This window comes from Streptomyces sp. GbtcB7, from assembly GCF_019091445.1.
In the GTDB taxonomy this organism is placed as follows: Bacteria; Actinomycetota; Actinomycetes; order Streptomycetales; family Streptomycetaceae; genus Streptomyces; species Streptomyces mirabilis.
On record NZ_JAGXJM010000021.1, the window covers coordinates 1 to 24,555 of the forward strand.

The 24,555-nt window shown below is 70.5% G+C and carries 26 protein-coding genes and 1 pseudogene; 12 read left to right on the top strand and 15 right to left on the bottom strand.

Translation table 11 applies throughout. The annotated features are described in order from the left end of the window. Positions 1 to 52: 52 nt before the first annotated feature. Complete coding sequence (locus tag KVT44_RS30585; protein WP_217570164.1) at positions 53 to 2,056, bottom strand: alpha-1,4-glucan--maltose-1-phosphate maltosyltransferase; 2,004 nt, start codon at positions 2,054 to 2,056, stop codon at positions 53 to 55. Positions 2,057 to 2,133: 77 nt separating this feature from the next. After that, positions 2,134 to 2,445 carry a DUF5133 domain-containing protein gene (locus KVT44_RS30590; protein ID WP_190173888.1) on the bottom strand — a complete coding sequence of 104 codons (312 nt, stop codon included), beginning with the start codon at positions 2,443 to 2,445 and terminating at the stop codon, positions 2,134 to 2,136. A 304-nt stretch (positions 2,446 to 2,749) separates the two neighbouring features. Between KVT44_RS30590 and KVT44_RS30595 the strand changes: the two genes are divergently transcribed. Both KVT44_RS30595 and KVT44_RS30600 read left to right on the top strand, forming a co-directional pair. Next, complete coding sequence (locus KVT44_RS30595; RefSeq protein WP_099924634.1) at positions 2,750 to 3,265, top strand: pep a2; 516 nt, start codon at positions 2,750 to 2,752, stop codon at positions 3,263 to 3,265. Between the two features lie 137 nt (positions 3,266 to 3,402). Beyond that, entirely contained in the window at positions 3,403 to 4,800 is a 1,398-nt protein-coding gene (locus KVT44_RS30600) for an FAD-binding oxidoreductase (RefSeq protein ID WP_217570166.1), read from the top strand. Here KVT44_RS30600 and KVT44_RS30605 read toward each other — a convergent pair whose 3' ends face one another. From KVT44_RS30605 to KVT44_RS30620, 4 genes are all read right to left on the bottom strand, one after another. Next, positions 4,801 to 5,610, bottom strand: coding sequence for an SAM-dependent methyltransferase (locus KVT44_RS30605; protein ID WP_217570168.1), 810 nt, complete (start codon positions 5,608 to 5,610; stop codon positions 4,801 to 4,803). A 30-nt stretch (positions 5,611 to 5,640) separates the two neighbouring features. After that, positions 5,641 to 6,141 carry a hypothetical protein gene (locus KVT44_RS30610; protein WP_217570170.1) on the bottom strand — a complete coding sequence of 167 codons (501 nt, stop codon included), beginning with the start codon at positions 6,139 to 6,141 and terminating at the stop codon, positions 5,641 to 5,643. A gap of 213 nt (positions 6,142 to 6,354) precedes the next feature. Continuing rightward, entirely contained in the window at positions 6,355 to 6,600 is a 246-nt protein-coding gene (locus KVT44_RS30615; RefSeq protein ID WP_054229261.1) for a DUF397 domain-containing protein, read from the bottom strand. A gap of 3 nt (positions 6,601 to 6,603) precedes the next feature. Continuing rightward, entirely contained in the window at positions 6,604 to 7,470 is an 867-nt protein-coding gene (locus tag KVT44_RS30620; RefSeq protein ID WP_229889510.1) for a helix-turn-helix transcriptional regulator, read from the bottom strand. 250 nt (positions 7,471 to 7,720) lie between these two features. On the opposite strand from KVT44_RS30620, the gene KVT44_RS30625 reads away from it, so the two are divergent. After that, a complete protein-coding gene (locus KVT44_RS30625) occupies positions 7,721 to 9,133 on the top strand; it encodes a hypothetical protein (RefSeq protein ID WP_217570172.1) in 1,413 nt (470 codons plus the stop codon). Positions 9,134 to 9,255: 122 nt separating this feature from the next. Here the strand turns inward: KVT44_RS30625 and KVT44_RS30630 are convergent, their stop codons facing one another. Beyond that, positions 9,256 to 10,068: an SDR family oxidoreductase gene (locus KVT44_RS30630; RefSeq protein ID WP_308314157.1), complete on the bottom strand. Its 813-nt coding sequence runs from the start codon at positions 10,066 to 10,068 to the stop codon at positions 9,256 to 9,258. 153 nt (positions 10,069 to 10,221) lie between these two features. Between KVT44_RS30630 and KVT44_RS30635 the strand changes: the two genes are divergently transcribed. The 3 genes from KVT44_RS30635 to KVT44_RS30645 all read left to right on the top strand — a co-directional run bounded on the left by KVT44_RS30635 (position 10,222) and on the right by KVT44_RS30645 (position 11,991). Next, positions 10,222 to 10,704: an ATP-binding protein gene (locus KVT44_RS30635; protein ID WP_217570176.1), complete on the top strand. Its 483-nt coding sequence runs from the start codon at positions 10,222 to 10,224 to the stop codon at positions 10,702 to 10,704. Continuing rightward, positions 10,701 to 11,291, top strand: coding sequence for a DUF6624 domain-containing protein (locus tag KVT44_RS30640; protein WP_254650101.1), 591 nt, complete (start codon positions 10,701 to 10,703; stop codon positions 11,289 to 11,291). The genes KVT44_RS30635 and KVT44_RS30640 overlap by 4 nt, the downstream gene beginning before the upstream one ends. Before the next feature lie 181 nt (positions 11,292 to 11,472). Then, positions 11,473 to 11,991: a hypothetical protein gene (locus KVT44_RS30645; protein ID WP_217570178.1), complete on the top strand. Its 519-nt coding sequence runs from the start codon at positions 11,473 to 11,475 to the stop codon at positions 11,989 to 11,991. A gap of 20 nt (positions 11,992 to 12,011) precedes the next feature. Here the strand turns inward: KVT44_RS30645 and KVT44_RS30650 are convergent, their stop codons facing one another. Further along, positions 12,012 to 13,163, bottom strand: coding sequence for an MFS transporter (locus KVT44_RS30650; protein ID WP_217570445.1), 1,152 nt, complete (start codon positions 13,161 to 13,163; stop codon positions 12,012 to 12,014). 483 nt (positions 13,164 to 13,646) lie between these two features. On the opposite strand from KVT44_RS30650, the gene KVT44_RS30655 reads away from it, so the two are divergent. Both KVT44_RS30655 and KVT44_RS30660 read left to right on the top strand, forming a co-directional pair. Further along, positions 13,647 to 14,099 carry a hypothetical protein gene (locus KVT44_RS30655; protein WP_217570180.1) on the top strand — a complete coding sequence of 151 codons (453 nt, stop codon included), beginning with the start codon at positions 13,647 to 13,649 and terminating at the stop codon, positions 14,097 to 14,099. A gap of 34 nt (positions 14,100 to 14,133) precedes the next feature. Beyond that, positions 14,134 to 14,700, top strand: a complete 567-nt coding sequence (locus tag KVT44_RS30660; RefSeq protein WP_075029314.1) for a hypothetical protein — start codon at positions 14,134 to 14,136, stop codon at positions 14,698 to 14,700. Positions 14,701 to 14,892: 192 nt separating this feature from the next. Here the strand turns inward: KVT44_RS30660 and KVT44_RS30665 are convergent, their stop codons facing one another. The 5 genes and pseudogenes from KVT44_RS30665 to KVT44_RS30690 form a co-directional block, all read right to left on the bottom strand. Then, positions 14,893 to 15,762: a LysR family transcriptional regulator gene (locus KVT44_RS30665; protein WP_217570183.1), complete on the bottom strand. Its 870-nt coding sequence runs from the start codon at positions 15,760 to 15,762 to the stop codon at positions 14,893 to 14,895. Between the two features lie 97 nt (positions 15,763 to 15,859). Further along, a pseudogene (locus KVT44_RS30675) lies at positions 15,860 to 16,608 on the bottom strand (response regulator). Beyond that, a complete protein-coding gene (locus KVT44_RS30680) occupies positions 16,605 to 17,819 on the bottom strand; it encodes a sensor histidine kinase (RefSeq protein ID WP_099924641.1) in 1,215 nt (404 codons plus the stop codon). The pseudogene KVT44_RS30675 and the gene KVT44_RS30680 overlap by 4 nt, the downstream one beginning before the upstream one ends. 211 nt (positions 17,820 to 18,030) lie before the next feature. Beyond that, a complete protein-coding gene (locus KVT44_RS30685) occupies positions 18,031 to 18,630 on the bottom strand; it encodes a TetR/AcrR family transcriptional regulator (protein ID WP_217570189.1) in 600 nt (199 codons plus the stop codon). A gap of 168 nt (positions 18,631 to 18,798) precedes the next feature. After that, a complete protein-coding gene (locus KVT44_RS30690) occupies positions 18,799 to 19,401 on the bottom strand; it encodes an SDR family NAD(P)-dependent oxidoreductase (RefSeq protein WP_217570191.1) in 603 nt (200 codons plus the stop codon). Between the two features lie 19 nt (positions 19,402 to 19,420). On the opposite strand from KVT44_RS30690, the gene KVT44_RS30695 reads away from it, so the two are divergent. The 4 genes from KVT44_RS30695 (at position 19,421) to KVT44_RS30710 (ending at position 22,635) form a co-directional block, all read left to right on the top strand. Beyond that, entirely contained in the window at positions 19,421 to 19,999 is a 579-nt protein-coding gene (locus KVT44_RS30695) for a MarR family winged helix-turn-helix transcriptional regulator (protein WP_217570193.1), read from the top strand. A 119-nt stretch (positions 20,000 to 20,118) separates the two neighbouring features. Next, positions 20,119 to 20,808 carry a response regulator transcription factor gene (locus KVT44_RS30700; RefSeq protein WP_254650102.1) on the top strand — a complete coding sequence of 230 codons (690 nt, stop codon included), beginning with the start codon at positions 20,119 to 20,121 and terminating at the stop codon, positions 20,806 to 20,808. Between the two features lie 433 nt (positions 20,809 to 21,241). After that, on the top strand, positions 21,242 to 21,439 hold the full coding sequence (locus KVT44_RS30705) for a ferredoxin (RefSeq protein WP_217570195.1): 198 nt from the start codon (positions 21,242 to 21,244) through the stop codon (positions 21,437 to 21,439). Continuing rightward, positions 21,436 to 22,635: an FAD-dependent oxidoreductase gene (locus tag KVT44_RS30710; RefSeq protein WP_217570197.1), complete on the top strand. Its 1,200-nt coding sequence runs from the start codon at positions 21,436 to 21,438 to the stop codon at positions 22,633 to 22,635. The genes KVT44_RS30705 and KVT44_RS30710 overlap by 4 nt, the downstream gene beginning before the upstream one ends. A 59-nt stretch (positions 22,636 to 22,694) precedes the next feature. On the opposite strand, the gene KVT44_RS30715 is transcribed toward KVT44_RS30710, so the two are convergent. Both KVT44_RS30715 and KVT44_RS30720 read right to left on the bottom strand, forming a co-directional pair. Then, entirely contained in the window at positions 22,695 to 23,747 is a 1,053-nt protein-coding gene (locus tag KVT44_RS30715) for a dihydrodipicolinate reductase (protein ID WP_217570199.1), read from the bottom strand. A gap of 99 nt (positions 23,748 to 23,846) precedes the next feature. Further along, on the bottom strand, positions 23,847 to 24,527 hold the full coding sequence (locus KVT44_RS30720) for a TetR/AcrR family transcriptional regulator (RefSeq protein ID WP_067374501.1): 681 nt from the start codon (positions 24,525 to 24,527) through the stop codon (positions 23,847 to 23,849). Positions 24,528 to 24,555: the final 28 nt, after the last annotated feature.

Sequence of the window (24,555 nt, forward strand, 5' to 3'; positions counted from 1 at the left end):
CGGTCCCTGGCCGGGGTGTCCTCGAAAGTGTCCGGGACGGGCTCGTTGACGATCATGTGGTGGGTGACCCTCCGATCCGCGGTGAGGTGTCGACGGCGAGCACATGCGCACCGCCCGGCCCCAGTCGCACGAAGTTGGCCCTGCCCCAGCGGTAGGTCTCGCCGGTGAGCTCGTCGTGCACGGGCACGGACTCGTGCCAGTCCAGGCCGAGTCGCGGCATGTCCAACGAGACCGTCGCCTCCTGGGTGTGGTGGGGGTCGAGGTTGGCCACCACCACGACCGTGTCGTCGTCCGATCGTTTGCTGTAGGCGATCAGGGCCTCGTTGTCGGTCTGGTGGAAGCGCAGGTTCCGTAGCGCGTGCAGAGCCTTGTGGCGCCGTCTGATCCGGTTCAGCTCCGTGATCAGTGGTGCGATCGTGCGGCCCTCACGCGCGGCCGACTCCCAGTCACGTGGACGCAGTTCGTACTTCTCGGAGTTCCGGTACTCCTCGCTGGCGGGCCCGACCGGAGCGTTCTCGCACAGCTCGTACCCGGCGTAGACCCCCCACGAGGGCGAGAGGGTGGCGGCGAGCACGGCGCGTACTTCGAAGGCGGGCCGACCGCCCCGCTGGAGATGGCCGGGCAGGATGTCGGGGGTGTTCACGAAGAGGTTGGGCCGCATGAAGGCGGCCGTTGCGCCCGACAGTTCGGTGAGGTAGTCGGTCAGCTCCTGCTTGGTGTTGCGCCAGGTGAAATAGGTGTACGACTGCTGGAAGCCGACCGCCGCGAGCGCGTGCATGATCGCGGGCCGGGTGAATGCCTCGGCCAGGAAGATCACGTCCGGGTCGGTGCGGTTGATGTCCGCGATGACCCGCTCCCAGAAGACGACCGGCTTGGTGTGCGGGTTGTCGACGCGGAAGATCCGCACGCCGTGGTCCATCCAGTGGCGCAGCACGCGCAGCGTCTCCTGGACCAGCCCCGGCATGTCCTGGTCGAAGGCGATCGGATAGATGTCCTGGTACTTCTTCGGCGGATTCTCCGCGTACGCGATCGATCCGTCGGCCCGGTGGTGGAACCACTCGGGATGCTTCTGCACCCACGGATGATCCGGCGAGCACTGGAGCGCGAAGTCGAGCGCGACCTCGAGCCGCAGTTCCGTGGCCCGGCGCACGAACGCGTCGAAGTCGTCGATCGTGCCGAGATCCGGGTGGATCGCGTCGTGGCCGCCCTCGGGAGAACCGATCGCCCAGGGCACGCCGACATCCCGACGGCTCGCCGACAGGCTGTTGTTGGGGCCCTTGCGGAAGGTGGTGCCGATGGGGTGGACCGGCGGGAGGTACACGACGTCGAAGCCCATCCCGGCGATGGCGGGCAGGCGTTCGGCGGCGCTGCGGAACGTGCCGTGCACCGACGGATCCAGCTGTCCGCTCTCCGAACGCGGAAAGAACTCGTACCAGGAGCCGTACAACGCCCGCTTCCGTTCCACAAGCAGGGGGATCGGCAGCGAGCGGGAGACCCGTTCACGCAGGGGGTGTGCGGTGAGAACGGCGGTCGCTTCCGGGGCCAGGGCGGCGGCGAGACGGGCCGTCGGCCGCCAGGAGTCGTCGCGCAGGGCGTGCGCCGCGGCGCGTACGATCGCTTGGCCGGCCGCGTCCGGTACCGCGTCCGCGGCCCGCTCGTACAGCGCGGCGCCCTCCTCCAGGACCAGACCGGCGTCGATCCCGGCCGGGACCTTGATCGCGGCGGTGTGGTGCCAGGCGGCCACGGGATCGCTCCAGGCCTCCACCAGACAGGTCCAGTGGCCCACGGATTCCGGTGTGACCTCGGCGCCCCAGCGGTCGGTGTCCGGGGCGAGTTCACGCATCGGGGCGCGCGGGCCGGGCCGGCCGCTCTGGTCGCACAGGACGACTTCGGCGCCGAGCACATCCCCGCCCTCGCCGAAGACGGTGGCGGTGACCTCGAAGGTCTCCCCGACGACCGCCTTCGCGGGGCGCCGGCCGTGCTCGACGACCGGCTGGACGTCCACGATCGGGATACGGCCGATCGGGTCACGGCCATGGGCCGGATGTGCCTCCATGTTGCGCCTCCGCCGTCCTCGCGCCCTGCCCCCTCGGTTCAGAGCTGCACCGAAAATTCCCGACACCACGGTCCGCCTCAGGGACGCCTGCCGACCGCTCGACCCGCTCCCCGCCCCTGAGGCCCCTGGGAGCGCTGAGAGCTCCGCGCGCCGTGTGCCACCGTCATCGACGACAGCGCGGCAGTCGGTGCCTCGTCCCGCAGATAGTGCTCGGCGGCGTCCACCGCCTCCCGCGCGCAGCGCTTCCCCATCAGCACGCACAGGGTGTACCCCGTGTTCTCGAAGTTGCCCCGCACCGTGTGGTCGGCGGGGGCCACGAGCAACAGGCGTTCCCAGGCCCGGTATCGCTCCAGATGCCTGGCGACCTCGGCTTTGGCAGGAAGCAGCATGGGCCGGTCACCTTTCCACTCTCGCGACTGCGCACGGGACAGCCGGCTGATGCCGGACGGCCGTGCACGGAAGGGCACCGACCCATTACGGAGGGCGGTGCCCTCACTCATGGTGCCTGCACGGGCACTCAGCGTCTTGTTGGCTGTTCAACCACATGGGATCGGGCTCTCGTGTTGCACGAACGGAGTAGCACTCGCACTCTGGGACTGACTCAAAAGCGATCAGTGCTCACGCTTCGTGATCGGGGCTCGGTCCGAGAAGGGCGAGGAGAGGCGAGAGCTTCGCCGTGAGGAGCCAACGAAGATGAAACCTGCAGTGCCCTGCTACTACCACCTCGACGTGGAGGTCAGCCCGGAGCGGGTTGGCCAGGTCAAGCGCATATTGGGGGCCCATCTCCGGTACTGGAACCTGGATACGCTCGTCGATTCCGTCTGTCACTGTGCGGAAGCGCTGCTGGACACGATCGACCGGCACGCGACGGACAAGAACACCACCATCGAGATGTGGTGGAACGGTTCCCACCTCATCACCGCGGTCTCCGACAACGACCAGGATCTCCGCCCGCACAACGAGCCCCAGGGCTGTCTGGCGCAGATCGCCGCCCTCAGTGACGGCTGGGGTTGCTGCGCCACCGGCGCCGGTGGCAAGATCATCTGGTTCTCCTGGCGGGCCCGCGCCGCCGAGCATGCTCCGCTGGTCCCGACCACGCCCATGCCCAGCCTGCGCGAGGCGCGCCGGACGCCGCGTCAGGTGGCGTTGCCGGAACCGGCGCTCGCGGTGTCCCGTCATGACACGGAGGCCGTGATCGCCGTGACGTGATCACGGCGACCGAGGGGCGGGGACCACCCGCCCCAGCGGTTGTACAGAACAGGCGCGTCGGATCCATCGGAGGGAGACTGGAGCCAAGGCCCCGGACATGGGTGCCCTGAAACCGGCCCCCAGGCGGGGGGAGGCGTATGTCCATCACGACGGCAGAGGCAGCGCGCCAGGAACTGACGGAATTCAAGGGGCAGTTGATCGGGCCCGGCGACTCCGGGTACGACGAGGCACGCACCGTCTACAACGCGATGATCGACCGGCGGCCCGCCCTGGTGGCGAGGTGCACCAGCGCCGAGGACGTCTCCCACGTCATCGGCTTCGCCCGCGACCACGGCCTCCCGCTCGCCGTGCGGGGCGGCGGCCACCACGGCGCGGGCCTGGGGGTCTGCGACGACGGCGTGGTCCTCGACCTCTCACCGCTCAAGGACATCGAGGTCGATCCGGGGGCCCGCACGGTACGGGTCGGAGGCGGCTGTGTGTGGGGCGAGGTCGACCGTGCCACCCACGAGTACGGCCTGGCCACACCCGCCGGCATCATCTCCACGACGGGAGTCGCCGGCCTCACCCTGGGCGGCGGCATCGGGCATCTCACCCGCAAGTACGGGCTGACCGTCGACAATCTCCTGGCGGCCGACCTCGTCCTGGCGAGCGGCGAGCGCGTGCGCGCGAGCGACACGGAGAACACCGACCTGTACTGGGCGATCCGCGGGGGCGGCGGCAACTTCGGAGTCGTCACCTCGTTCCTGTTCCGGCTGTGTGAGGTGAGCACCGTGGTCGCCGGCCCCACCTTCTGGCCCGCCGAACTCGGCGCCGAAGTCCTCACCGCCTACCGCGACTTCCTCCCGGACGCTCCCCGCGAACTGAACGGCTTCTTCCTGTTCGGCTCCGTGCCGCCCGGCCCGCCGTTCCCCGAGGACATCCATCTGCGCAAGGTCTGCGGGGTCGTCTGGTGCCGCGTCGGGGACGACACCGAGGCGGCGGCCGCGGAGATGGCACCCCTCCTCGACGTCGTGCCCGAGCCGCTGTTGCACGGAGCGGCGCCGATGCCGTTCCCCGCGCTCCAGTCCGCGTTCGACGGGATCTACCCGCCCGGTGACCAGTGGTACTGGCGCGCGGACTTCGTCGACGAGATCCCCGACGAGGCGGTCGCGTCGCACCTCGGGTACGGTGCCGAACCGCCGACCTGGAAATCGACGATGCACCTGTACCCGATCGACGGCGCCGTCCACGACATCGCACCGGCGGACACCGCCTGGAGCTACCGGAACGCGCGCTGGGCGACCGTGTACGCGGGCGTGGACTCCGATCCGGCCGGCGCCGAGCGCGTCAAGCGGTGGAGCGTCGACTACTCCGACGCCCTGCACCCGTACTCCGCGGGCGGGGCCTACGTGAACATGATGATGGACGAGGGCCAGGAGCGCGTACGGGCCAGCTACCGCGACAACTACGCCCGCCTGGCCCGTATCAAGGCCGACCGCGACCCGGACAACCTGTTCCGCCTCAACCAGAACATCCAACCGGCGCCGCGCACCTGATCACGGCTTGAGGGCCACCCCGCCGTGCACGTCCGTGGGCTCCGGTGCGGTGCCGGGCCCGGGGCGCCACAGGGGGCAGGAGACGATGCCGGGTTCGATCAGCTCCAGGCCCTCGTAGTACGCGGTGATCTGCTCCGGGCTGCGCAGCACGTAGGGGACGGCGCCTGTGTCGTCGTAACCCTGCTGGGCCTGCTTGAGCGCGGCGTCGGTGTCCGTGCTGTCGTAGTGCACGAAGTAGCTGCCGGAGGGCAGGGCGGCCTGGAGGGTGCGGACGATCGACTTGGCCTCCTCGTAGTCCTGGATGTGACCGAGGATGCCCATGAGCATCAGGGCGACGGGCTGGTCGAAGTCCAGGATCCGGCTCGCCGCCTCGACGATCTTCTCGGGCTCGTGCAGATCCGCGTCGATGTAGTTGGTGACGCCCTCGGAGGTGCTGGTCAGCAGCGCCTGGGCGTGACGCAGCACCAGGGGGTCGTTGTCCACGTAGACGATGCGCGACTCGGGCGCCACCCGCTGGGCGACCTGGTGGGTGTTGTCGTACGAGGGCAGGCCGGTGCCGATGTCCAGGAACTGGCGGATGCCGAGCTCACCGGCGACGAAGGTCACGGTACGGATCAGGTACTCGCGGGAGGCCCGGGCCATCGTCTCGATGTTCGGCGCGACCTCGCGGTAGGCGTCGCCCGCGATCCGGTCGACCTCGTAGTTGTCCTTCCCGCCCATCCAGTAGTTCCAGATGCGGGCCGAGTGCGGCACCGTGGTGTCGATCTTGGACAACGCCTCTTGGTCGGGGTTGGGCCGGCCGTCTGCCATGGATGTCTCCTGCCTCCGTCACGCGGTCTGTCAATAACCTACCGTCAACTGACCCTCACACAGCCCGAGTTGATGGTCCGGGCAGGCAGGGCCGCGGATGGGGTGGCCGAGGTCCTTGGCCTCCAGGGTCACCACGGGGACATGCTGGGCGAGGGTGTGCAGCGCTCGCTCGTACGCGTCGACCGCCTCCGTGTCGTCCGTCTCGCCGGTCACATGGACGAGGGCCCCGTCACGTTCCGCCACCGCTTCGGCGAAGTCGAGGGCCTGGATCCAGGTCACCCGGGAGCGTCCGCGGCGCAGCGGTCCGTAGACCAGCTCGTGGACGAGGCTGCCGTCGACGGCCAACCGGCCCGACGTGGCCAGGAGTTCGCGGTACGGCTGGGTGGGGTCCACGTGATGGAGGGGCCCGCGGCAGAGCCGGACCAGGAATCCGTGCCGGGCCAGCTCGGCTATCAGGGCGCTTCTGCCGATTCCGTCCGGACCGTCGACGACCAGGGTCCGGCACTGGGCGAGGGCCTGGCCGAGGATCATCCCCGCACCTCGCGACAAGGACCGGTGCGCATACCGCTCCCTCCGGGACGACCGATTCCCTCAGTGTGAACGGACGACCCGCACGGCGGGAGTGGGCGTGCGGGTTGTCCGGTTGTGCGGGCGTAGTGGTGGTGCGGGTGTGGTGATGGTGCGGCTTTGATGGTTGCCCGAGGAGCGGACGGCTCTCCCGGCCTCAGGCGGTCTCTCAGCGCCTCAGGCGACGAGGAAGTCGGCCTGGCCGGACTTCGCGCCTTCGAGGAACGAGATCATCTCGTCCCGGGTGTACACCAGCGCGGGCCCGTCCGGGTCCGTGGACTGGCGGAAGGCCACACTGCCGTCGGGCAGCCGCTTGGCCTCGACACAACTCCCGCCGTTCGTACCGCTCCAGGGCTTCTCCCAGCCCTCGGTGCCCAGGTCGACGGCCGGCATGCCACTGTAGATGGGGCCCTTGGATCCCATGGATCACAACTCCTTACGCAATTCGGCCAGGATGGCCCTGGTCCGAGCGACCGGTTCCGCCTGCACGGACATCCGGTCCAGTACTTCGAGATAGGTGACGACGTCGCCGGGCCGGTCGACATAGACCGCGCCGGCGAGGCTTTCCGTGTAGATGACGTCGGGCAGTTCGGAGAAGCCGAAGCGGAAGTGGTGGAACGGGCCGAAGGCGCCGGGGTGTGCCCCCACCCCGAAGCGCATGACCTGGATCCGGACCTTCGGCATGTCCAGGACCTCGTGCAGCCGATCGATCTGAGCCCGCATCACCTCGGCCCCGCCCACCGGCCGGCGCAGCACCGTCTCGTCGAGGATGGCCCAGATGGCGGGCGCGTCCGGCTTGGCGAGCAGGTCCTGCCGCCTGGTCCGCAGGGCGACACGGCGGGCGACGTCCTCCTTCGACTCGTTGGGAAAGCCCACGCGCATGAGCGCGGTGGCGTAGTCGTTCGTCTGCAACAGGCCCGGAACGTAGTGGGGTTCGTAGAGACGGATGACGCTGGCTTCGCTCTCCAGGCTCACGTAGGCGCTGAACCACTCGGGCAGCACGTCGCGGTACTTGTACCACCAGCCCGGCTGGTTGGCCTCCCGGGCCAGCGCGAGGAAGTCGTCGATCTCCGTCGCCGGCACCCCGTAGGTGCGCAGCAACTCCTTCACATAGGGGATCCGGAGGCCGACCTCGGCCTTCTCGATCCGGCGGACCGTCAGTGGAGTGACCTCGATCGCCCGTGCCGCCTCCTCGAACGACACTCCCGCCTGTTCCCTCAGCTGCTTCAGCCGCTTGCCGAGAACCATCCGCAGGACCGTGGGTGCGCTGCCGCCCGAGCGGTTGTCACTCACGTCCTACCTCCCGGTACGGCTGTATCACAGCGTGCAGTGTGCCACGCGGTCGTCGACAGAGACAGGGTGATGCGGATCGTTCTGAAATTATCAGAACGCCGGTTGCGTGTTGAGCCTGTCGGCGACCATAGTGATCGAGTGACCTGTCGCACAGTCCCTGGCGACATACGTTCAACTGTGCTGTGCCGTAACGAAATTGATGGACCGGCAGGTACGGGCGCAGCCGTACGGACCGTGATGCGAGACCTGGGTGGCCACCGTGACCGACGGACAATCAAGGAGCGCAGGCAAGGGCCCCGGCGGGGCCAACTCGGCGCTGGCGGTCGCCCTCAAGGAAGCCGGTTGCTCCTACGCCTCCCTCGCCCTCAGGGTCAACGAACTGGGCCGCCGCCAGGGCGTGGACTCCAACTACGACAAGGCGTCGGTCACCCGCTGGCTCCAGGGCCAGCAACCGCGGGGCACCACACCGGAGTTGATCGCCGCCGTGCTCTCCGGACGGCTCGGCCGCGCCGTGTCGCCCGCGGACCTCGGCTTCCACTCCGATCAGCAGCGCCCGGTCGCGGGCCGGGCCCTGGTCTACGGCGAAGACGTGGCGGAAACCCTGCACACCCTGGCCGAACTGGGCTCCACCGACATCTCCCGCCGCAGCCTCCTCGGCTCGGTGCCCTTCGTCGCCGCCGCGCTGACGAACCCCCAACGCGATTGGCTGCTGTGGCTGTTGGAGCAGCAGGAGGCCTTCCGCCCGACGGTGGTGACGAGCGGCGGGCCCGTCGAGCAGGTCCACGCGATGATCGCCATGTTCGACCAGATGGACAACCACTACGGCGGTGGCGGGGTGCGCACCAGCATCGTGCACTACCTCTCCACCGAGGTCGTCCCCATGCTCCAGCGCCGCGGCACCCCGCCACAACTGCAACGGCAGTTGTACGCCGCAGCCGCGCGCCTCGCCGCGATGGCCGGCTGGAGCTCGTACGACGCGGGGGAGTACGGGCTCGCGCAGCGGTACATGACCCAGGGGCTGCGCCTGTGCGCCGAAGGGCGCGACCGCGTGCTGGGCGGCCAGATCCTGGCAGGGCTCTCCCATCTGGCCACCAACCTCGGCCGCCCCGACGAGGGGGTGGCGCTGGCCCGGGCCGGAGTCGCCACCGCGAAGGGGGCGGGCAGCCCGCTCGGACTGATGCGCCTGTACGCCATGGCGGCACGCGGACATGCCGCACAGGGGCACTCGTGCGAGGCCTCGGAGGCGCTGCGCCTGGCGGAAGGGCAACTGGACACGAGCCGGGGCCCCGACCAGGAATCCGTCTGGGTGCGCTACCTCGACCACCACTATCTCCAGGCCGAGGCCGCCCTGTGCTTCCGTGACCTGGGGCTCGCGGCCCAGGCCGAACGCACGGCGAGCGAGTCGCTGAGCGCGAACGCCGACCGGCGCAGACGCCAGGCCATCAGCCGCTCGGTGCTCGCGACCGCGCATCTCCAGCAGGACCGGCTCGACGAGGCCGTCGGCACGGCCACCGAAGCGCTGGACACCCTCAGTACCGTGCACAGCGAACGGTCGATCCAGGCCCTGCGCGACTTCCGTACCCGTCTGGAGCCACGCCGCCATGAGCCGATGGTGCAGGAGTTCGAGCGCAGGTCCCGTGCGGTGCTGGGGTCGGTCGCATGACGGGGAGCGCGGCGGTCGGTCCGGTGGGTGACTTAGCGGGAGCGGTCGCTGGGACGGGAGCGGTCGCTGAGATGGGAGCGGTCCCTGAGGCGGGCGGGGTCCCTGAGACAGGAACGGTCTGCTCAGTAGCCGTCCGGCGAGGGTGCGTTCTGGGCGCGATCGACGGGGAGGTGCGCTCCGGAGATACCGCTCGACCAGTCGGACAGCAGAAACGCCACCACCCGGGCGACCTCCTGCGGAGCGACCGGCGCTCCGCTCGGAAGCTCCGTCGCCACGAATCCCGCGTACGCCTCCGGGTCCTCCCGGCGCATCCGGTCCCAGCGCCTGCCCGGGATGAGCATCGACCCGGGGGAGACGGCGTTCACCCGGATTCCGTCCGGCCCCAGTTCACGGGCGAGCGAGGCGGCCAACTGGATCTGGGCGGACTTCGCCACCCCGTACTGGACGGGTGGCCCGGGCTTCCAGCCGGAGATCGACGAGATCACCACGACCGATCCGCCCCCGGCGGCCCGCAGATGCGGCACCGCGGCCCGGACCAGGCGCGCGGCATGGCCGACGTTCACTTCCCAGGTCGCCGCCCAGTCCTCGGCGTCCGTCTCCTCGAAGCGGCCGCCGCGCGAACCGCCCGCACAGGCCACCACCCCGTCGAGCCCGCCGAAACGATTCGCCATGGCCGCGACAAACTCCTCCAGACGCTCCGGCTCGGTGACGTCGAGTGCCCGGGTGAACAGCGGGGAGTCCAGCGATGCCGCCAGCGCCGCCAGGTCGCCCGCGCCGCGCGCGCAGGTCGCCACCCGGGCCCCTTCGGCCGCGAGCAGCCGCACGATCTGCTCGCCGAGACCCCGCGTCCCACCGGTGACCAGGACGCGCTTGCCGCGCACCCCCGACCACCCGGTGGGATCGCCTGGGCGCACCGGCGTCCGGCTCCCGCTCACGTTCCTCACCTGATCGAACATACATCCCATGCCACTACGTGCCTGCAACCGGACAACCCCGATACCCCCTGGTCGGCGGGGGGCCGTGCCCTGTTGGCTGCACGGGCAGCCACCGAGCACATCCCCCACCCGCGCTGCAACGAAGGAGGACCGATGACGGCATCCAGGGCTCATCGCCGCGGGCCGTCGCCCTCACCGCAGTACGACGCCGCCGTGCTGCCCAGGACGCACCCCAGCCTGGTGCGGACCACGGTCCCCGCCCAACCCTCGCGCGCGGCCGGCGTGCGGGACATGGTCGCCGAGCACCTCACCCCTCTGCGTCTGCCCTCCGAGTGCCTCGACAACGCTGTCCTCGCCACGGACGAGCTGTTCGCCAACGCGGTCAGACACGGCAGTCCCGGCCCCCGCGACACGATCACCGTCACCGTGGAACACCTCGGGCACGAGCTGCGTGTGACGGTCGCCGACCGTTCGTCCGCACTGCCGCGACCGCGCGACACGGGCGGCGCCGAGGAGTCGGGACGCGGACTGGCCATCGTGGCCGCTCTGACGGACGACTGGGGCATCGCACCGGCCGACCCCGGCACCACGGGCAAGAAAGTGTGGTTCACCCTGGCGCTCCGGGGCATGCCATGAAGCGATTACCGGGGCACCCGACGGTCGGCACGCCGGCGGAGCCGGACGGAGCACCGGTGGAGCCGGGGCCCGCGTCCCCGGGGATCCTGCCGGCACTCGCCGCCGCGCTCGCCCGGGAACTCTCGCGCCGGGCCGACGAGGAGCGGCACCTGATGCGGCAGGCGCGGACGAACCCCACCCCGCAGGTCCGGCGCGGCCTCGTCGAATGCCGCAGGACCAATGCCGACGCCCTCGGGACGATCGTCCGCCGACACGGCTGGCCGGCCGCGGACCTGGTCGGCGCGCCCGCCTCGACCGCGGCCCTGATGATCCTGCTGCACGCACCGGACCTCGACTTCCAGCTCCGCTGCCGCGACCTGATCGCCCAGGCCACCGCGGACGGCCGCTGTCCCGGCCCGCACCACGCCTACATCGCGGATCACTGCGCGGTCGAACTCGGCCAGCCCCAGTTCTACGGCACCCGGGTCGACCCCGCGACCTTCCGCCCGTATCCGATCCGGCGGCCCGAGACCCTCGAGGAGCGGCGCCGCGACGTCGGCCTCGGCCCCCTCGACGAGCAGATGCGGACGCTGCGCCGCGGCGCCTGAGAACGTGATGTGCAGCACGCACGGAAATGTCCCCGCAACGGCGGGGACACGGGTTCTGGCTGGGCACGGCTTGATCGCCGATCAAGGACGGCAAAAACGCTGGCCACGGTGCGTTCCGCCCATTTGACACCCCGTTGAGGGCACAGATAGGAAACAGCTCTCTGAGGTGGAGAGGTGGACCGTGCACGAACCGAACGTGGTCGGGGACTGGCAGGAGTACGACGAGCACGCCGGCCTGCGCGTCCGCGTCCACGGAGTGGAGCGGGCGGAGCCGCCGCGCGGACGCGACGACGCCGCCGAAGGGCTGACCTACTTCCGGTGCCGGGTGACCGTCGAGAACCGTGGTGGCGAGCACTTCGGCATCCATCTCGAGGACGGCCAGATGGACATCCGGATCGGCCCCGACGGCGAGAGTGCCTTCCTGGACTGGCGGAACTCCCAGTTCATCGAGGGCTACGACGTCTACCCCCTGCGCCGGGCCACCGCGGTCCTCTTCGCCGCCGGCCCGGACGCCTCCCTGCCCCGGGTGGACATCCAGATCCAGCTGAAGGTCGACGACGAGTGGACCGACCGGTACCTGTGGGTCGGCGGCATCGACCTCTACGAGGGTTCGGTCGACGCCGCCGCCCGCTCCGACTCGGCGCGGGACAGCCTCGCCTGTCAGGTGAGCAACTTCCTGCGGGGGGAAGCGGGATCGTGACCCGCTCCCGGGGGCACTGATCAGGCCGTACGGCGTTCCGTCGTCCAGTGGAGCAGGCCCAGCACCGGCAGGGCGGCGCCCAGGACGGTGACCGCGGTCCAGCCGGCCGCGTGGTAGGCGATCGAGCCGAGCTGGGAGCCGAGCGCGCCGCCGACGAAGAAGATCGCGATGAACGCGCTGTTGAGGCGGGCGCGGGCGTTCGGGTCGAGCTGGTAGATGGTGTGCTGACCGAGGATCAGGGTGGACTGCACGGCAGTGTCGATCAGGATCGCGGCCAGGGCGATCAGGGTGATGTGGGACTGGCCGAAGCCCGCGAGCGCGAAGGCCAGGGCCGCGACGGCGAAGGCGATCCCGGTCATGGGACGGACGAGCCCGCGGTCGGCCCAGTGACCGGCGAACGGGGCGACGGCCGCACCGGCCGCGCCGACGAGCGCGAAGAGGCCGACACCGATGGGGGAGTAGTGGAAGTGGGGGCCCGTCAGGACGTACGACACGGTGGTCCAGAACGCGCTGAACGCACCGAACATCGCCGCCTGGTAGAGACCCCGGCGCAGCAACACGGGGTGGCGGCTCACCAGTTGGAGCGTGGAGCGCAGGACATGGGCGTACGGCATGGTCGTGGTCGGCGCGTGCTGCGGCAGAGCCGCGCGCAGGGCCAGGGCCAGCAGGGCCATCAGGACGGCGGAGCCGAGGTACACCACCCGCCAGCCCGCCACGTCGGAGACCAGGCTGCTGAGGGTGCGGGAGAGCAGGATGCCGGTGAGCAGGCCGCTCATCACCCGTCCGACGATCCGGCCACGGGCGTGGTCGGGGGCGAGGCTCGCCGCGAAGGGGATCAATATCTGGGCGACGACCGAGGTGCCTCCGCTGATCAGGGAGGCGATCAGCAGCATGGGGAAGTTGGTGGCGAGACCCGCGGCGACCAGGGCGAGCGTGGTGACCGTCAGGAGCACGGTGATCAGCCCGCGCTTCTCCAGCCGGTCGCCGAGCGGGACCAGGAAGAGCATGCCCAGGACGTAGCCGACCTGGGTGAGGGTGATGAGTCCGCCGGCGGCCGCCGTGCCGACATGGAACACGTCGCGCAGCGAGGACAGCAGGGGCTGGGCGTAGTACAGGTTGGCGACCGTCATGCCGGAGGCGACGGCGAAGAGGGCGACCAGCCAGCCCGGCACGCCGTGCGCCGCCTGCGCGGTGGCGGTCTGGCCCGGTGACTTGAGGACGGGGGACTTGGACACGGGCACCTTCTCGGGAAGGGAACCGGTGGAGCGGTTCGAGAAACGCTGGGTGGTGGTCGAGCGGCCTCGTTGCCGCTCGCACGGTTTCCTCAGCGCCCGTGGAGCCTCCGTGCTTCCCCTGTCGTGGCGATGATTTCGAATGTCAGTCATCTCCGAACGAGATGACCGTTCCCGCCGCTACACCTCGGACACCACGGACGTGGAGTGGCAGGTCGTCGCGGCGGTGCTGCCGTGGCCGGCGTGGCTGGACGGCAACGGCGGGCGGCCGGAGGAGTACTGCCGCCGGCCGATCGTGGATGCGATCTTCGACCGCCCCGGTAACCCCTTCCTGACGCTCGTGCCGGCGGAACCGTTTCACCGGGCGCCGTGTCCTCTTTCGCGGAGGGTGGTTCCACGCCGTGGAGCCACCTGCGAAGGGGGATGGCCATGGGGCAGGTACGCGAGGGGGCACGGTTAGGGGCTTGGGCCGTCGCCGGGGTCATCGGCCTGGCGGTGTTGTACGTGATCGGGGCGTTCGCGTTCGGCGCCGCGGGGTGGATCACCGCCCCGTTCCGTGGCGAGGCGGACCAGCGCGAGAACACCGTCGGCTCGGGCGAGTTCCGGCAGACCACGTACGAGGAGTTCTTCGATCTGTGCGAGGCCGTGCAGAACGCCGAAGGCACGATCCAGGTGCTCCAGGAGGAGCGGAAGACCGCTTCGGAGACTCGCACGACGCAGATCGACCAGTCGATCACCGCGCTGAAGGCCAGCCGGATCGAGTCGGTCAACGACTACAACTCGAAGGCCGCCCAGGAGCACCGCGCGCCCTTCCGTGACAAGGATCTGCCGTACCGGCTGGATGCCACCGCCGAGCGCACGACGTGCACCAACTGATCCCCATCTCATCCCGGGAAGAGGGCAGCACCGCATGAAGAAGTTCGTACGCATGGCTCTGGCCACCGTCGTCGCGCTCGTTGTGGGCCTTGCCCTGACGTCCTGCACCGAGGACTCCAGCCAGGACAAGGAGAACAAGGCCAAGCAGGACACCTACGACCACCTCGTGGCCCAGCAGCCGGCGGGCCGCATGGAGTACTCGCCGACCCGCGAAGCGATCAACCAGTGGATCAAGACGTGGGGGAAGCGGGGCAAACTCTCGTACGTCTACATCCAGAACGCCAACGGCGAGTACGGGTACTTCATCATGAAGGGACTGCCGGTGCCGCGTTGCAAGATGCTCACTCCGACGGAGAGGGTGGAGTCCTACTCCAACGGCGTCGCGGTCCTCTCGCAGCCCGGCATGGACGGCACGTACACGACGGGTTCCACCTGCAACGCCTACTACGGTTTCGACGCCACGACGGGCGCGTACATGGAGTTCACGGTCGGCACGAACCAGTCGTTCTTCCTGTTCGACAAGCCCATGACGATGCCGGAGTACGCCAGCGCCAAGCAGTTGGGGCCGACCTCGGTGAAGGACGTCGAGAAGCAACCTTGAGCGGTCGGGGGGCCGGTTGGAAGAGTTCCGGCCCCCGTGTCCCGTCAAGCGGCGTCGACGGCGCCGGTGATCTTGCGGGTCATCTCACGAAGGACGCCAGGCACCGGAAATGATCAGGTGTTCGCGGGGGCTGAGGGATTGAGCCGAGGGATGAGCCACTTCGTCCCTCCGTCGCCTCTCACGCCACGCCCGTCAGGCCATGTGTCGCAGCAGGGCCGCGACCGCCGGGGGCGCCTCCCCGCGTGGCTGGACCACCATGACCTTCCAGCTCGGCGCGTGCCGGTCGAACCGGTGCTTGTCCAGGTCGGGGAAGCGGGCGGCGATCGAGATGGGCATGACGCAGACACCCAGGTCGGCGCGGACGAGTTCGGACGCCGCGACGATGTCGTTCACCTCGAAGGTCGACTCGCGCTCGACGGCGGCAGCACGGAACGCCCGGTCGACGGCGAGGCGGATCGCCCAGCCGGGCGTGAAGTCCACCAGCGGCAGCCGGGCCGCTTCGGCGAGCGTGACCCTCCCGTCGGGCCCGGCCCCGCCCAGGACCCGGCCCGGCGCGGACACCAGCACCATCTCCTCCCGGGCGAGCAGCCGGGTCACAAGACCGCGCTGCTGCTGACGGTCGAGGGCGACCACCGCCAGATCCACCGTGCCCTCGCGCAACGCCTGGCGGATGTCGGTCACGGCCCCCTGCCGCAGCCGCACCGCCACTCCCGGATGCTCCGCGCGCAGCGCGGCCAGCGGGCGGTGCAGGTCGGCCCACACCCCCTGCATGGTGCCGACCGTCACCCGTCCGCGCAGCTGTCCCCGCGCGGCGTCGACCGCCGACCGCGCCTGTTCGGCGGCCCGCAACGTCGCCCGCGCTGCCGGTACGAAGGCCTCGCCCGCCGGAGTCAGCGACACCCGGTGCGTGGTGCGGTCGAACAGCGGGGTCCCGAGCTCCCGCTCCAGTGCGCGCACGGTGCTCGACACGGCGGACTGCACCACGTGCAGCCGCTGCGCCGCGGCGGTGAACCCGCCCTCCTCGGCCACCGCGACGACGACCTCCATCTGCCGCAGATCCATGTCCTCTCCCGATGCCCCGGTCCATCTCTCGCAGAGATGGTGGTCCTTCTGGGTTATCACAGAACGGGGCGGGGCGGCCTCCCGGCGTGGTGTGGGGTCAGGGGGCGGGGGGTGTGGGGGTGACGAGGCCGGTTTGGTAGGCGATGACGACGAGTTGGGCGCGGTCGCGGGCGCCGAGTTTGGTCATGGCGCGGTGGATGTGGGTGCGGACGGTGAGGGGGCTGACGGTGAGTTGGTCGGCTATTTCGTTGTTGGAGTGGCCTTCGGCGGCGAGTGCCATGACTTCGCGTTCGCGGGCGGTGAGGGTGGTGAGGGCTTTGGGGGGTGTGAGGGGGGCGTTGGGGGTGGAGGTGGAGAGGGACCGTGGGATGAGGGTGCGGGGGGGGGGGGGGGGGGGGGGGGTGGGGGGGGGGGGGGGGGGGGGGGGAAGGGGGTGAGGGGGGGGGGGGTGGGGGGGGGGGAGAGGAGGGTGTCGCCGGCGGCGACGGTGCGGATGGCGTCGAGGAGGGCGTCCGCGCCGACGTCTTTGCCGAGGAAGCCGCTGGCTCCGGCGCGGAGGGCCTGGGCGACGTATTCGTCGATTTCGAAGGTGGTGAGGATGAGGACGCGGGTGGTGTCGAGGTCGGGGTCGGCGCAGATGGTGGCGGTGGCGGTGAGGCCGTCGGTGTGGGGCATGCGGATGTCCATGAGGACGATGTCGGGTCGGTGGATGCGGGCGAGGTCGACGGCTTCTTTGCCGTTGGTGGCTTCGTCGACGACTTCGAGGTCGGGGCAGGAGTCGATCAGGATGCGGAAGGTTGCCCGGAGCAGGGCCTGGTCGTCGGCAAGCAGCACACTGATGGTCATGGGGTGCGGTCCTCTTCCGGGGCGGGGGTGTACAGCGGCAGATCCGTGGTGACCTCGAAGCCGCCCTCGGCCCGGTGATCGGCCCTGAGCCGGCCGCCCACGGACAGGGCGCGCTCCCGCATGCCGATGAGACCGAAACCGTGGCCCGGGGCCGGAGCGGCGGTCACCGTGGTCGCTCCCTCGTCGGTGACCGTGATGGTCAGCCGGTTGTGGGAGTAGACGAGCCGCACGTGCGCGGTGTCCGAGGCGGCGTGCTTGGTGACGTTGGTCAGCGCCTCCTGAATGATGCGGAAGGCGGTCAGGTCCACTCCCGGTGACAGCGGGCACGCCGCGCCCTCGGTGGTGACGTCGACCTTGAGCCCGGCGGTCGCGAACGCGGCCGTGAGTTCCGAGAGCCGGTCCAGGCCCGGGGAGGGTTCCAGCGGCGCGTCGGGGTCGTTGGTCTGGCGCAGCAGCCCGACGGTGGCCTTGAGTTCGCGCAGCGCCGATGCGGTGGTGCCGGCGAGGTCGTCGAGGATCCTCTGCACCTGCTGGGGATGGGTGCGCTGGAGATGGGCGGCCGTCCCGGCCTGCGCGTTGGCCAGCGCGAGGTGGTGGGCGACGACGTCGTGCAGCTCACGGGCGATGCGCATGCGCTCCTCGGCCACCCGGTGCCGCGCCTCCTCCTCACGGGTGCGCTCGGCGATCTCCGCGCGGGCGTGCACGGCCTCCAGGTAGTCGGCCCGCAGCCGGGTCGCGGTGCCCCAGGTGATGGGCACCAGCACCCAGAAGACGGGGCCGACCGTCGCGAGGACGAGGGACAGCGGATGGTGAGAGGAGTCGACGAGCAGCGCGGTGGTGACCAGCAGCGCGGCGGTGCCGGCCAGGCCGATGCGCGCGGTCCTGCGGTCGGTGTGGACGGCCAGCCAGTACAGCGCGGCCATGAGCGGTGCCAGCAGCAGGGGAGTGATCAGATAGCCCAGGGCGTTGGCGGCGTTGGCGGCGGCCGCGGTCACCGCTACCACCGTGAGCGGGTACCTGCGGTGCCACATCAGGGCCAGGGCGCCGATGCCGCCCAGGAGAATGCCGGGCCACGGGGTGAGGTGCCGGCCGGTGGGTTCCGCGCTGGTCCAGGTGCTGCCGAGAGCGGCGGCGGCGAACAGCAGCAGAACGACCGTCACCCGCAGGACGCGGGGATGGTCCTTGGCGAACCGCTGCCGGCTGGTGTTCATCGGGAGGGTTTCCTGTCGAGTGCTGTGACCATGGTGAACCTTCTCAGCTTGCCTGAGCAGGGGCGTCCCGTCGTCATGTGTCGGCCGACTCTCCCGGCTACTGAGAACGCAGTAGCAAACGACCGGTATGTCCTACCTGAGCATGACGAGCGGTCCGGCGTGCACGTCTGCCGCGCACGGGGGACACCGGTGCCGAACGTGGACGTCGGCCCTAGTCGTCGGTCACCAGGATGAGGTCGAGGAAACAGTTCAGCGGTTCGATGATGTCGAGGCGCTGGTTGAGCAGCCACTGTGCCTGCAGGCCGTTGAGTACCGCCTGGAAAAGGGTCGCCGCACTGTCCGGACCGAGGCCCTCCCGCAGCTTCCCCTCCGCCTCCAGCTCCCGCAGGCGCCGCGTGACATGGGTGCGGCTGCGCTCGTACCGCTCGACGAAGTAACCGTGCGCGGGGTGGTCCGGCCGCGAGGCGGCCGCCGCCAGCTCCAGCCACAGACGCATCAGCTCGGGGGTCTTCTGGTGGCGCACCAGCAGAGTGCCGAGGTAGGGCGCGAGCGCTTCCAGGCTGTCGACCTCGGCCACGCCCTCCTCCCACTCCTCGGTGTCGCGCTGGGCGAGCACCTCGGCGAGCAGCTCGTCCTTGCTGCGGAAGTGGTGCAGGAGACCGGCGTGGGTGATGCCGGCCCGCTCGGCGATGTCGCGGAGCGAGGCCCGGGCGTATCCGCGCTCGGCGAAGCTGTCGCGCGCCGCGCGCACGATCTCCGCTCGCCGGGCCGGTGTCTTCGCGTACGGGCCACGTGCCTTCCCCTGATCCACCAGCGCATCGTAGCGCTGTGTGAGCGCTTGCTACGCGGACGGCATCAACCCGGTCCGCGCGGCAAGGATTCGGTGACGAACGCCGGTGACGAACGCCGGTCACGAACGTCGGTCACGAACTCCGGACGCGCACCTCCGGCGCCCGCCTCGTCGTCGGCCCGACGCTCGTCAGACGGCGGGCCAGCCGTGGTCCACGGGCAGCACGGCGCCGTTGATGTTGCGCGCGGCGTCGGAGGCGAGGAAGGCGATGGCGGCGGCCTGCTCCTCGGGTTCGGCCACCTTGCCGGAGAGGCCGATGCAGGGGCCGATGAGTCGGGGGCCATGGGCCTTGGCCCGGGTCTCGATGCGGATGTTGGTCGCGGTGGGGCCGGGGGCGACGGCGTTGGTGCGGATGCCCTGGCTCCGGTACAGCACGGCGAGCGATTTGGCGAGGCCCGCGATGCCGTGCTTCGACGCCGTGTACGCGGCGCCCGCCGTACTCCCGCGCAAGGCGGCCTCCGACGCGGTGAAGACGATGGAGCCACCGCCGGCGGACAGCATGTGCGGCAGCGCGGCCCGGGTCAGCAGGAACGGTGCCGTGAGGTTGACCCGGATGACGCGGTCCCACTCGTCGTCGGTGTCGGCGACGGCCGACATGTGGTCCATGATCCCGGCGTTGTTCACCAGGACGTCCATGCCCCCGAAGGTCTCCACGGCCGTCTCGACCACCTCGTCCACCACGCGAGGGTCGCTCAGGTCGCCGATCACGTGGAACTTACTTGAGTCAGGCAAGCAGTGCTACCTTGGGGATATGCCTACACCAGTGCCACAGGCGCCCGCCTCGTCCGACGTGGTCGAGATCGAGCGAGCCCTCAATCGCATCTCCTACCTGAACAGCCGGGTCCGGCAGCACGATCGCCTGATGGCCATGGCCGGACTGCGGTTGGACCGTGCCGCGGTGGCGCTGCTGCGGCAGATGGCCGACTCCGATCCCATGCGTCCCGGTGAGCTGGCGGCCCGGTTGGAGGTGGAGGCGTCCCACATCACCCGGCAGGTGCAGCACCTGCAGAAGGCGGGCTATGTGAGCCGCGAGCCGGACCCGGACGACCGGCGGGCCCAGCGCATCGGGCTGACCCCGGCCGGCCGGGACGCGATCGACCGGATCCGTGCGACGAGCTCGCGGGGCATGCGGATGGCGTTGGCGGAGTGGACACCGGCGGAGCTGCAGCGCCTCGCGACGCTGTTCCACGGGATGGTCGACGACTTCCTCGCGCATGCCACCGAGGACGAGGAGAGCGAGGGCCGGGCCGGGGTGGCCGGGCCCTGGGGTGGTGTGGGCGAGGTTCGGGACGGGGCGGCCGGGGGCGGAGGGGTGACGTGGTCGGAGTGATGGTGCGGAGGTATCGCCTTTGAGGGGGAGGGGCGTGGTCCCCGGCGAGGTCGACCGTGTGAGGTCGTGAAGTCGTGATGCTCCAGCTCCGCACGAATGGTCGTTCCAGGGACGGAAACATGAGTGAGAAGCGGTCGCCGGCTCGCGGCGACGGACAACACGTCCTGGTCGTCGTCGAGGACGCCGAGACCACCGAACTGCTCGCGACGACCATGGAGTTGGCGGGCTATCGGGTCAGTACGGTCAGCACCGGCGCCGAGGCCATGGTGCGCCTCGTCGAGCACCGCTTCGACCTGGTCGTCCTCGATGTGACCCTGCCCGATCTGCAGGGCCTCTCCCGCGGGAGCCGCTTCACGCCCGCCGATCGCCCCCCGGTGCTCTTCCTGACCGCCTATCAGACCCTGGGTCGACTCGTCCCCGAACTCGGTGCCGGCAGGGAGGACTACGTCACCAAGCCGTTCCGGATCGCCGAGGTCCTCGCGCGGGCCGAGGTGCTGCTGCGCGACCGCGGTCCCGTACGGGAAGGGCCGTCCTACGGAGACCTGGTCCTGGACGACGACACCTGTCAGGCGTGGCGCGGCCAACGGGAGATCGACCTCACCCCCGCGGAATACCGACTGTTGCGGCATCTGCTGGTCAACGCCGAGCGGGTGCTGTCCAAGGAGCAGATCTGCCGTCATGTGTGGGGCGAGGGTCGTGCCGACAACGCGATCGAGAAGCTCGTCTCCCGTCTGCGGCACAAGGTGGACCGGGAAAGTCCCGTGCTGATCCACACCCGCAGGGGCTTCGGGTACTGGCTCGGCCACTGACCTCGCCCGGGTTGGTGATCTGCGTCACGTCAGCTTGTGGTCAGGAAATTGACCGGAGCGTGTCAGTCCGGTCCGGTTGCATATGCGCACTGACCTTTCCGCCGTTCTTCGTTCTCCGTCCCGACGGAGCCCCCCACCGAGGAGTGACATGGCTGCGCCCCTGGCAGGCGCCGTGCGCGACGCGGCCGCCCCTGCTTGTCGGGCCCGGTACCGGTGGGGCCGCGCGACCCGAAGCCGGTCGCAAAGGTTCGCATGTGGGACGAGAGCGCATCTTGGCTCATCGCCCACTTGGGCAGTTTCCCGCACGTGACCGAACGCCGGGAGCGGATTGCCAAGATCACTCCGACGTGAGTTCTTCCCTTGCGACTGCGACTGCGACTGCGACTGCGACCGCGACCGCGCACCGACCTGCACCGACCGAAAGGAAAAGATCATGCGTGTGGAACTGGACGAACCGAAGTGCGTCGCGTCGGGGCAGTGCGTGATGGCCTCGCCCGAGGTGTTCGACCAGCGGGAGGACGACGGCGTCGCGATCCTGCTGGCGGAGGAGCCCGGCGCCGAACTGCCCGACGGCGTGCGCGGGGCCGTCGCGACCTCCCCGCCCGGGGCGACCCGGCTGGGCGAGAAGTGAGGCGGACCCTGGTCGTCGGCGCCTCGGCCGCCGGGCTCGCGGCGGCCGAGACGCTGCGCCGGGAGGGGTACGACGGCACGCTCACCCTCGTCGGTGAGGAGGCCCACCTGCCCTACGACCGTCCGCCGCTGTCCAAGCAGATCCTCTCCGGCGAGTGGAGCCCGGAGCGGTTGCCGCTGCGCGCCCGTGCCGATCTCGACGCCCTCGACCTCGACCTGCGTCTGGGGCACGCCGCGACCGGCCTCGACCTCGCCGGGCGTGCGGTGCTGCTGGCCGACGGGACGCGACTGCCGTACGACGGCCTGATCGTGGCGACCGGCGTGCGGCCGCGCAGGCTGCCCGGCGAGGGGGACGCACATGTGCTGCGCACCCTGGACGACGCGCTGGCCCTCAGGAACCGACTGGGGTCCGGGCGGCGACTCGTGGTGGTCGGCGCGGGGTTCCTCGGCGCGGAGGCCGCGGCAGTGGCGCGGGGGCTGGGCACGGAGGTCACGCTCCTTGAGCCGGCGCCGGTTCCGCTGGCCCACGCGGTCGGTGAGCAGGTGGGGCGGGTCCTGTCGGGGGCTCATCTGGACCACGGCGTGGACCTGCGCACCGGGGTCGGTGTGGCCGAGGTGTCCGACACCGGCGTACGGCTCACGGACGGGGAACTGGTCGCGGCCGACGAGGTGTTGGTGGCGATCGGTTCGCTGCCGAACACCGAGTGGCTGGAGGGCAGCGGTCTGAAGGTGGCCGACGGGCTCGTGTGCGACGAGTACAGTGCCGCCGCGCCGGGTGTGTACGGGGCCGGGGACGTGGCCCGCTGGCACAATCCGCTGTTCGGTACGTCGATGCGGATCGAGCACCGGACCAACGCCGCCGAGCAGGGCATGGCCGCCGCCCGCAATCTGCTCCGTCCGGACGCGCGCAAGCCGTTCGCGCCGGTGCCGTACTTCTGGTCGGACCAGTACGACATGAAGGTGCAGGCGTTCGGCCATCTGCGCGGACACGACGAAGTCGCCGTGGTGGAAGGCGAGTTGGCCGCACGCCGGTTCGTGGTCGCCTACCGTACCGGTGACCGTCTGGTGGGGGCCCTGGCGATCGGCATGCCGCCCAAGGCGATCCGCGGCTGGCGCCAGGCCGTGGCCACCGGTGCGTCATGGCACGAGGCCGTCGACGCGCCGCCGCCCGGCGGGGCCTCGGCCCGCCGGACGTAGGCCACGGCGCCAAGATCCCGTAACGGCCAATGGCCGGTGTGTCGTTGTCGCTCGGCGGCTCACCCGAGCCGGGCCACGATGTGCGGAAGGTCGGCCGTCGAGCGGATCCCGGGGGACGCCTCGCACAGGACCGGTACGGCGTTGACGGCGCGGTTCGCCGTGTACGAGGGCGACATGGCGGCCATCCGGTCCAGGGGCACCGGGAAGCGCAGGTCGATGTCGAGCGGCGCGTCGCCGTCGACCGTGACGTGCCAGCCGGTGGCGCGGACGTCCCAGGCGCGGTCGAGGTCGGTGGTGCAGTACCAGGTCGCCCGGAAGCGCAGCAACGGTCGGCCGCCGCGCAGTCCCGAGACCGTGATCCGCTGGGCGGCCACGGTGCCCGGCCGCAGGGTGCCCGCCGCGATGTGGACCGGGCGGGGCGCGGTCGCGACCTCCCCCTCGGCCTCCACCGAGTCGAGCGGGATCGAGAGCGTGTCGGCGACCATGTGCAGCGACGGGCCGAAGCTGTCGCGCACCACGGACAGCCGGCGCTCGTCGTACTCGGCGGGGGGTTTGCCGAACCCCATCACGTCGAAGAGGAGTCCGGGCGAGTCGCGCTGGGAGAGATCGGCGAACTCCTCGATCGTCAGGCCGTCGAGCCGCCGTTGGATCGAGCTCAGGGCGAGGGGAAGCGCCTCCGTGATGAACCCCGGGCTGCTGCCGGTGCTGTGGATCGAGGACTTGCCGCTCTCGCACGCGGCCTCGACCCGTTCGCGCACCGCGGGGTCGAGACTGGCGGCGCGATGGAACTCGCCGCGCGTCGTCACGACGTTCGCGCCCGAGGCGAGCAACCGGCACACCTCGTCCATGTCGCAGGAGCGGGGCATGTAGAGGACACAGTCGGCGCCCAGCGCCACGATCTCCTCGATGTCGTGGGTGGCGATCACACCCGTCGGGCCCAGGCCGCACAACTCGCCCGCGTCACGTCCCGCCTTGTCCGGCGTGTGCGCGTACAGCCCGGCCAGCGTCAGGTCCGGATGTTCGAGGACCGCCCGCAGCGCGCGGGAGCCGATGTTGCCGCTGGCCCATTGGACGACCCGGTAGTGAGGCCTGGCGTCCGTCCGTACGGTCATGGGTACCCCCTGATCCTCCGGCACAGTGGTGAGAACCCTACTCTCCGAAATGGAGAATGGAACTCTCTGTGCGGGAAGGCCAGGGGGTCGGGACCCGTGTTACGCGGAGGCGGACCTGCCCGCCGTGGCCGGAACGCCCGAGATGCCGCCCAGGCAGAACTGCCAGACCTCCTCGGAGGTCACCGGGTGGGCGTGGCTGTCGGCGGGGACGCCGTGGGCCTGCGAGGCGAACATGACGGTCTGCATGACGAGGGCGGCCTGACGGCGGGGTTTCCCGCCGGCGACGAGACCCGCCTCGGCGGCCTGCTCGATGATCTCGGTGAAGACCGTGAGCAGCGGGATGTGGGCGGTCGCCACCTGCTCGGGGTGCTTGACCAGCAGTTGCAGCGCGAAGTCGTTGAACAGCGGGCGCTGGACGCCGGGGCTGGGGTGCGACTGCTCGTAGAGCGTCTCGACGGCGATCCGCAGGCGCTGCAGCGGGTCGCTCTCGGTGGCGGCCGCCTCGCGGACCTTGGCGGCGCCCATCGAGAGCGCGTCCTCGAACAGGGCGAGCAGCAGCTCGTGCTTGCCGTCGAAGTGCTGGTAGAAGCTGCGCAGGGACTGCTTCGAGCGGTCGACGACCTCTTGGACGGTGAAGTCGGTCGTGCCCTTCTCGACGATCAACTCCTGTGCCGAGTCCAGGAAGCGCTGCACGCGTTGCTCGGCGCGAAGCTTCGCGGCACGGGTCGATCGCTCTACGGCGCGCTGGCGCCACGCTGGTTCTTCGGGGACTGCGGTCACTTGCAGAACGATACTCCACTTCAGTGGG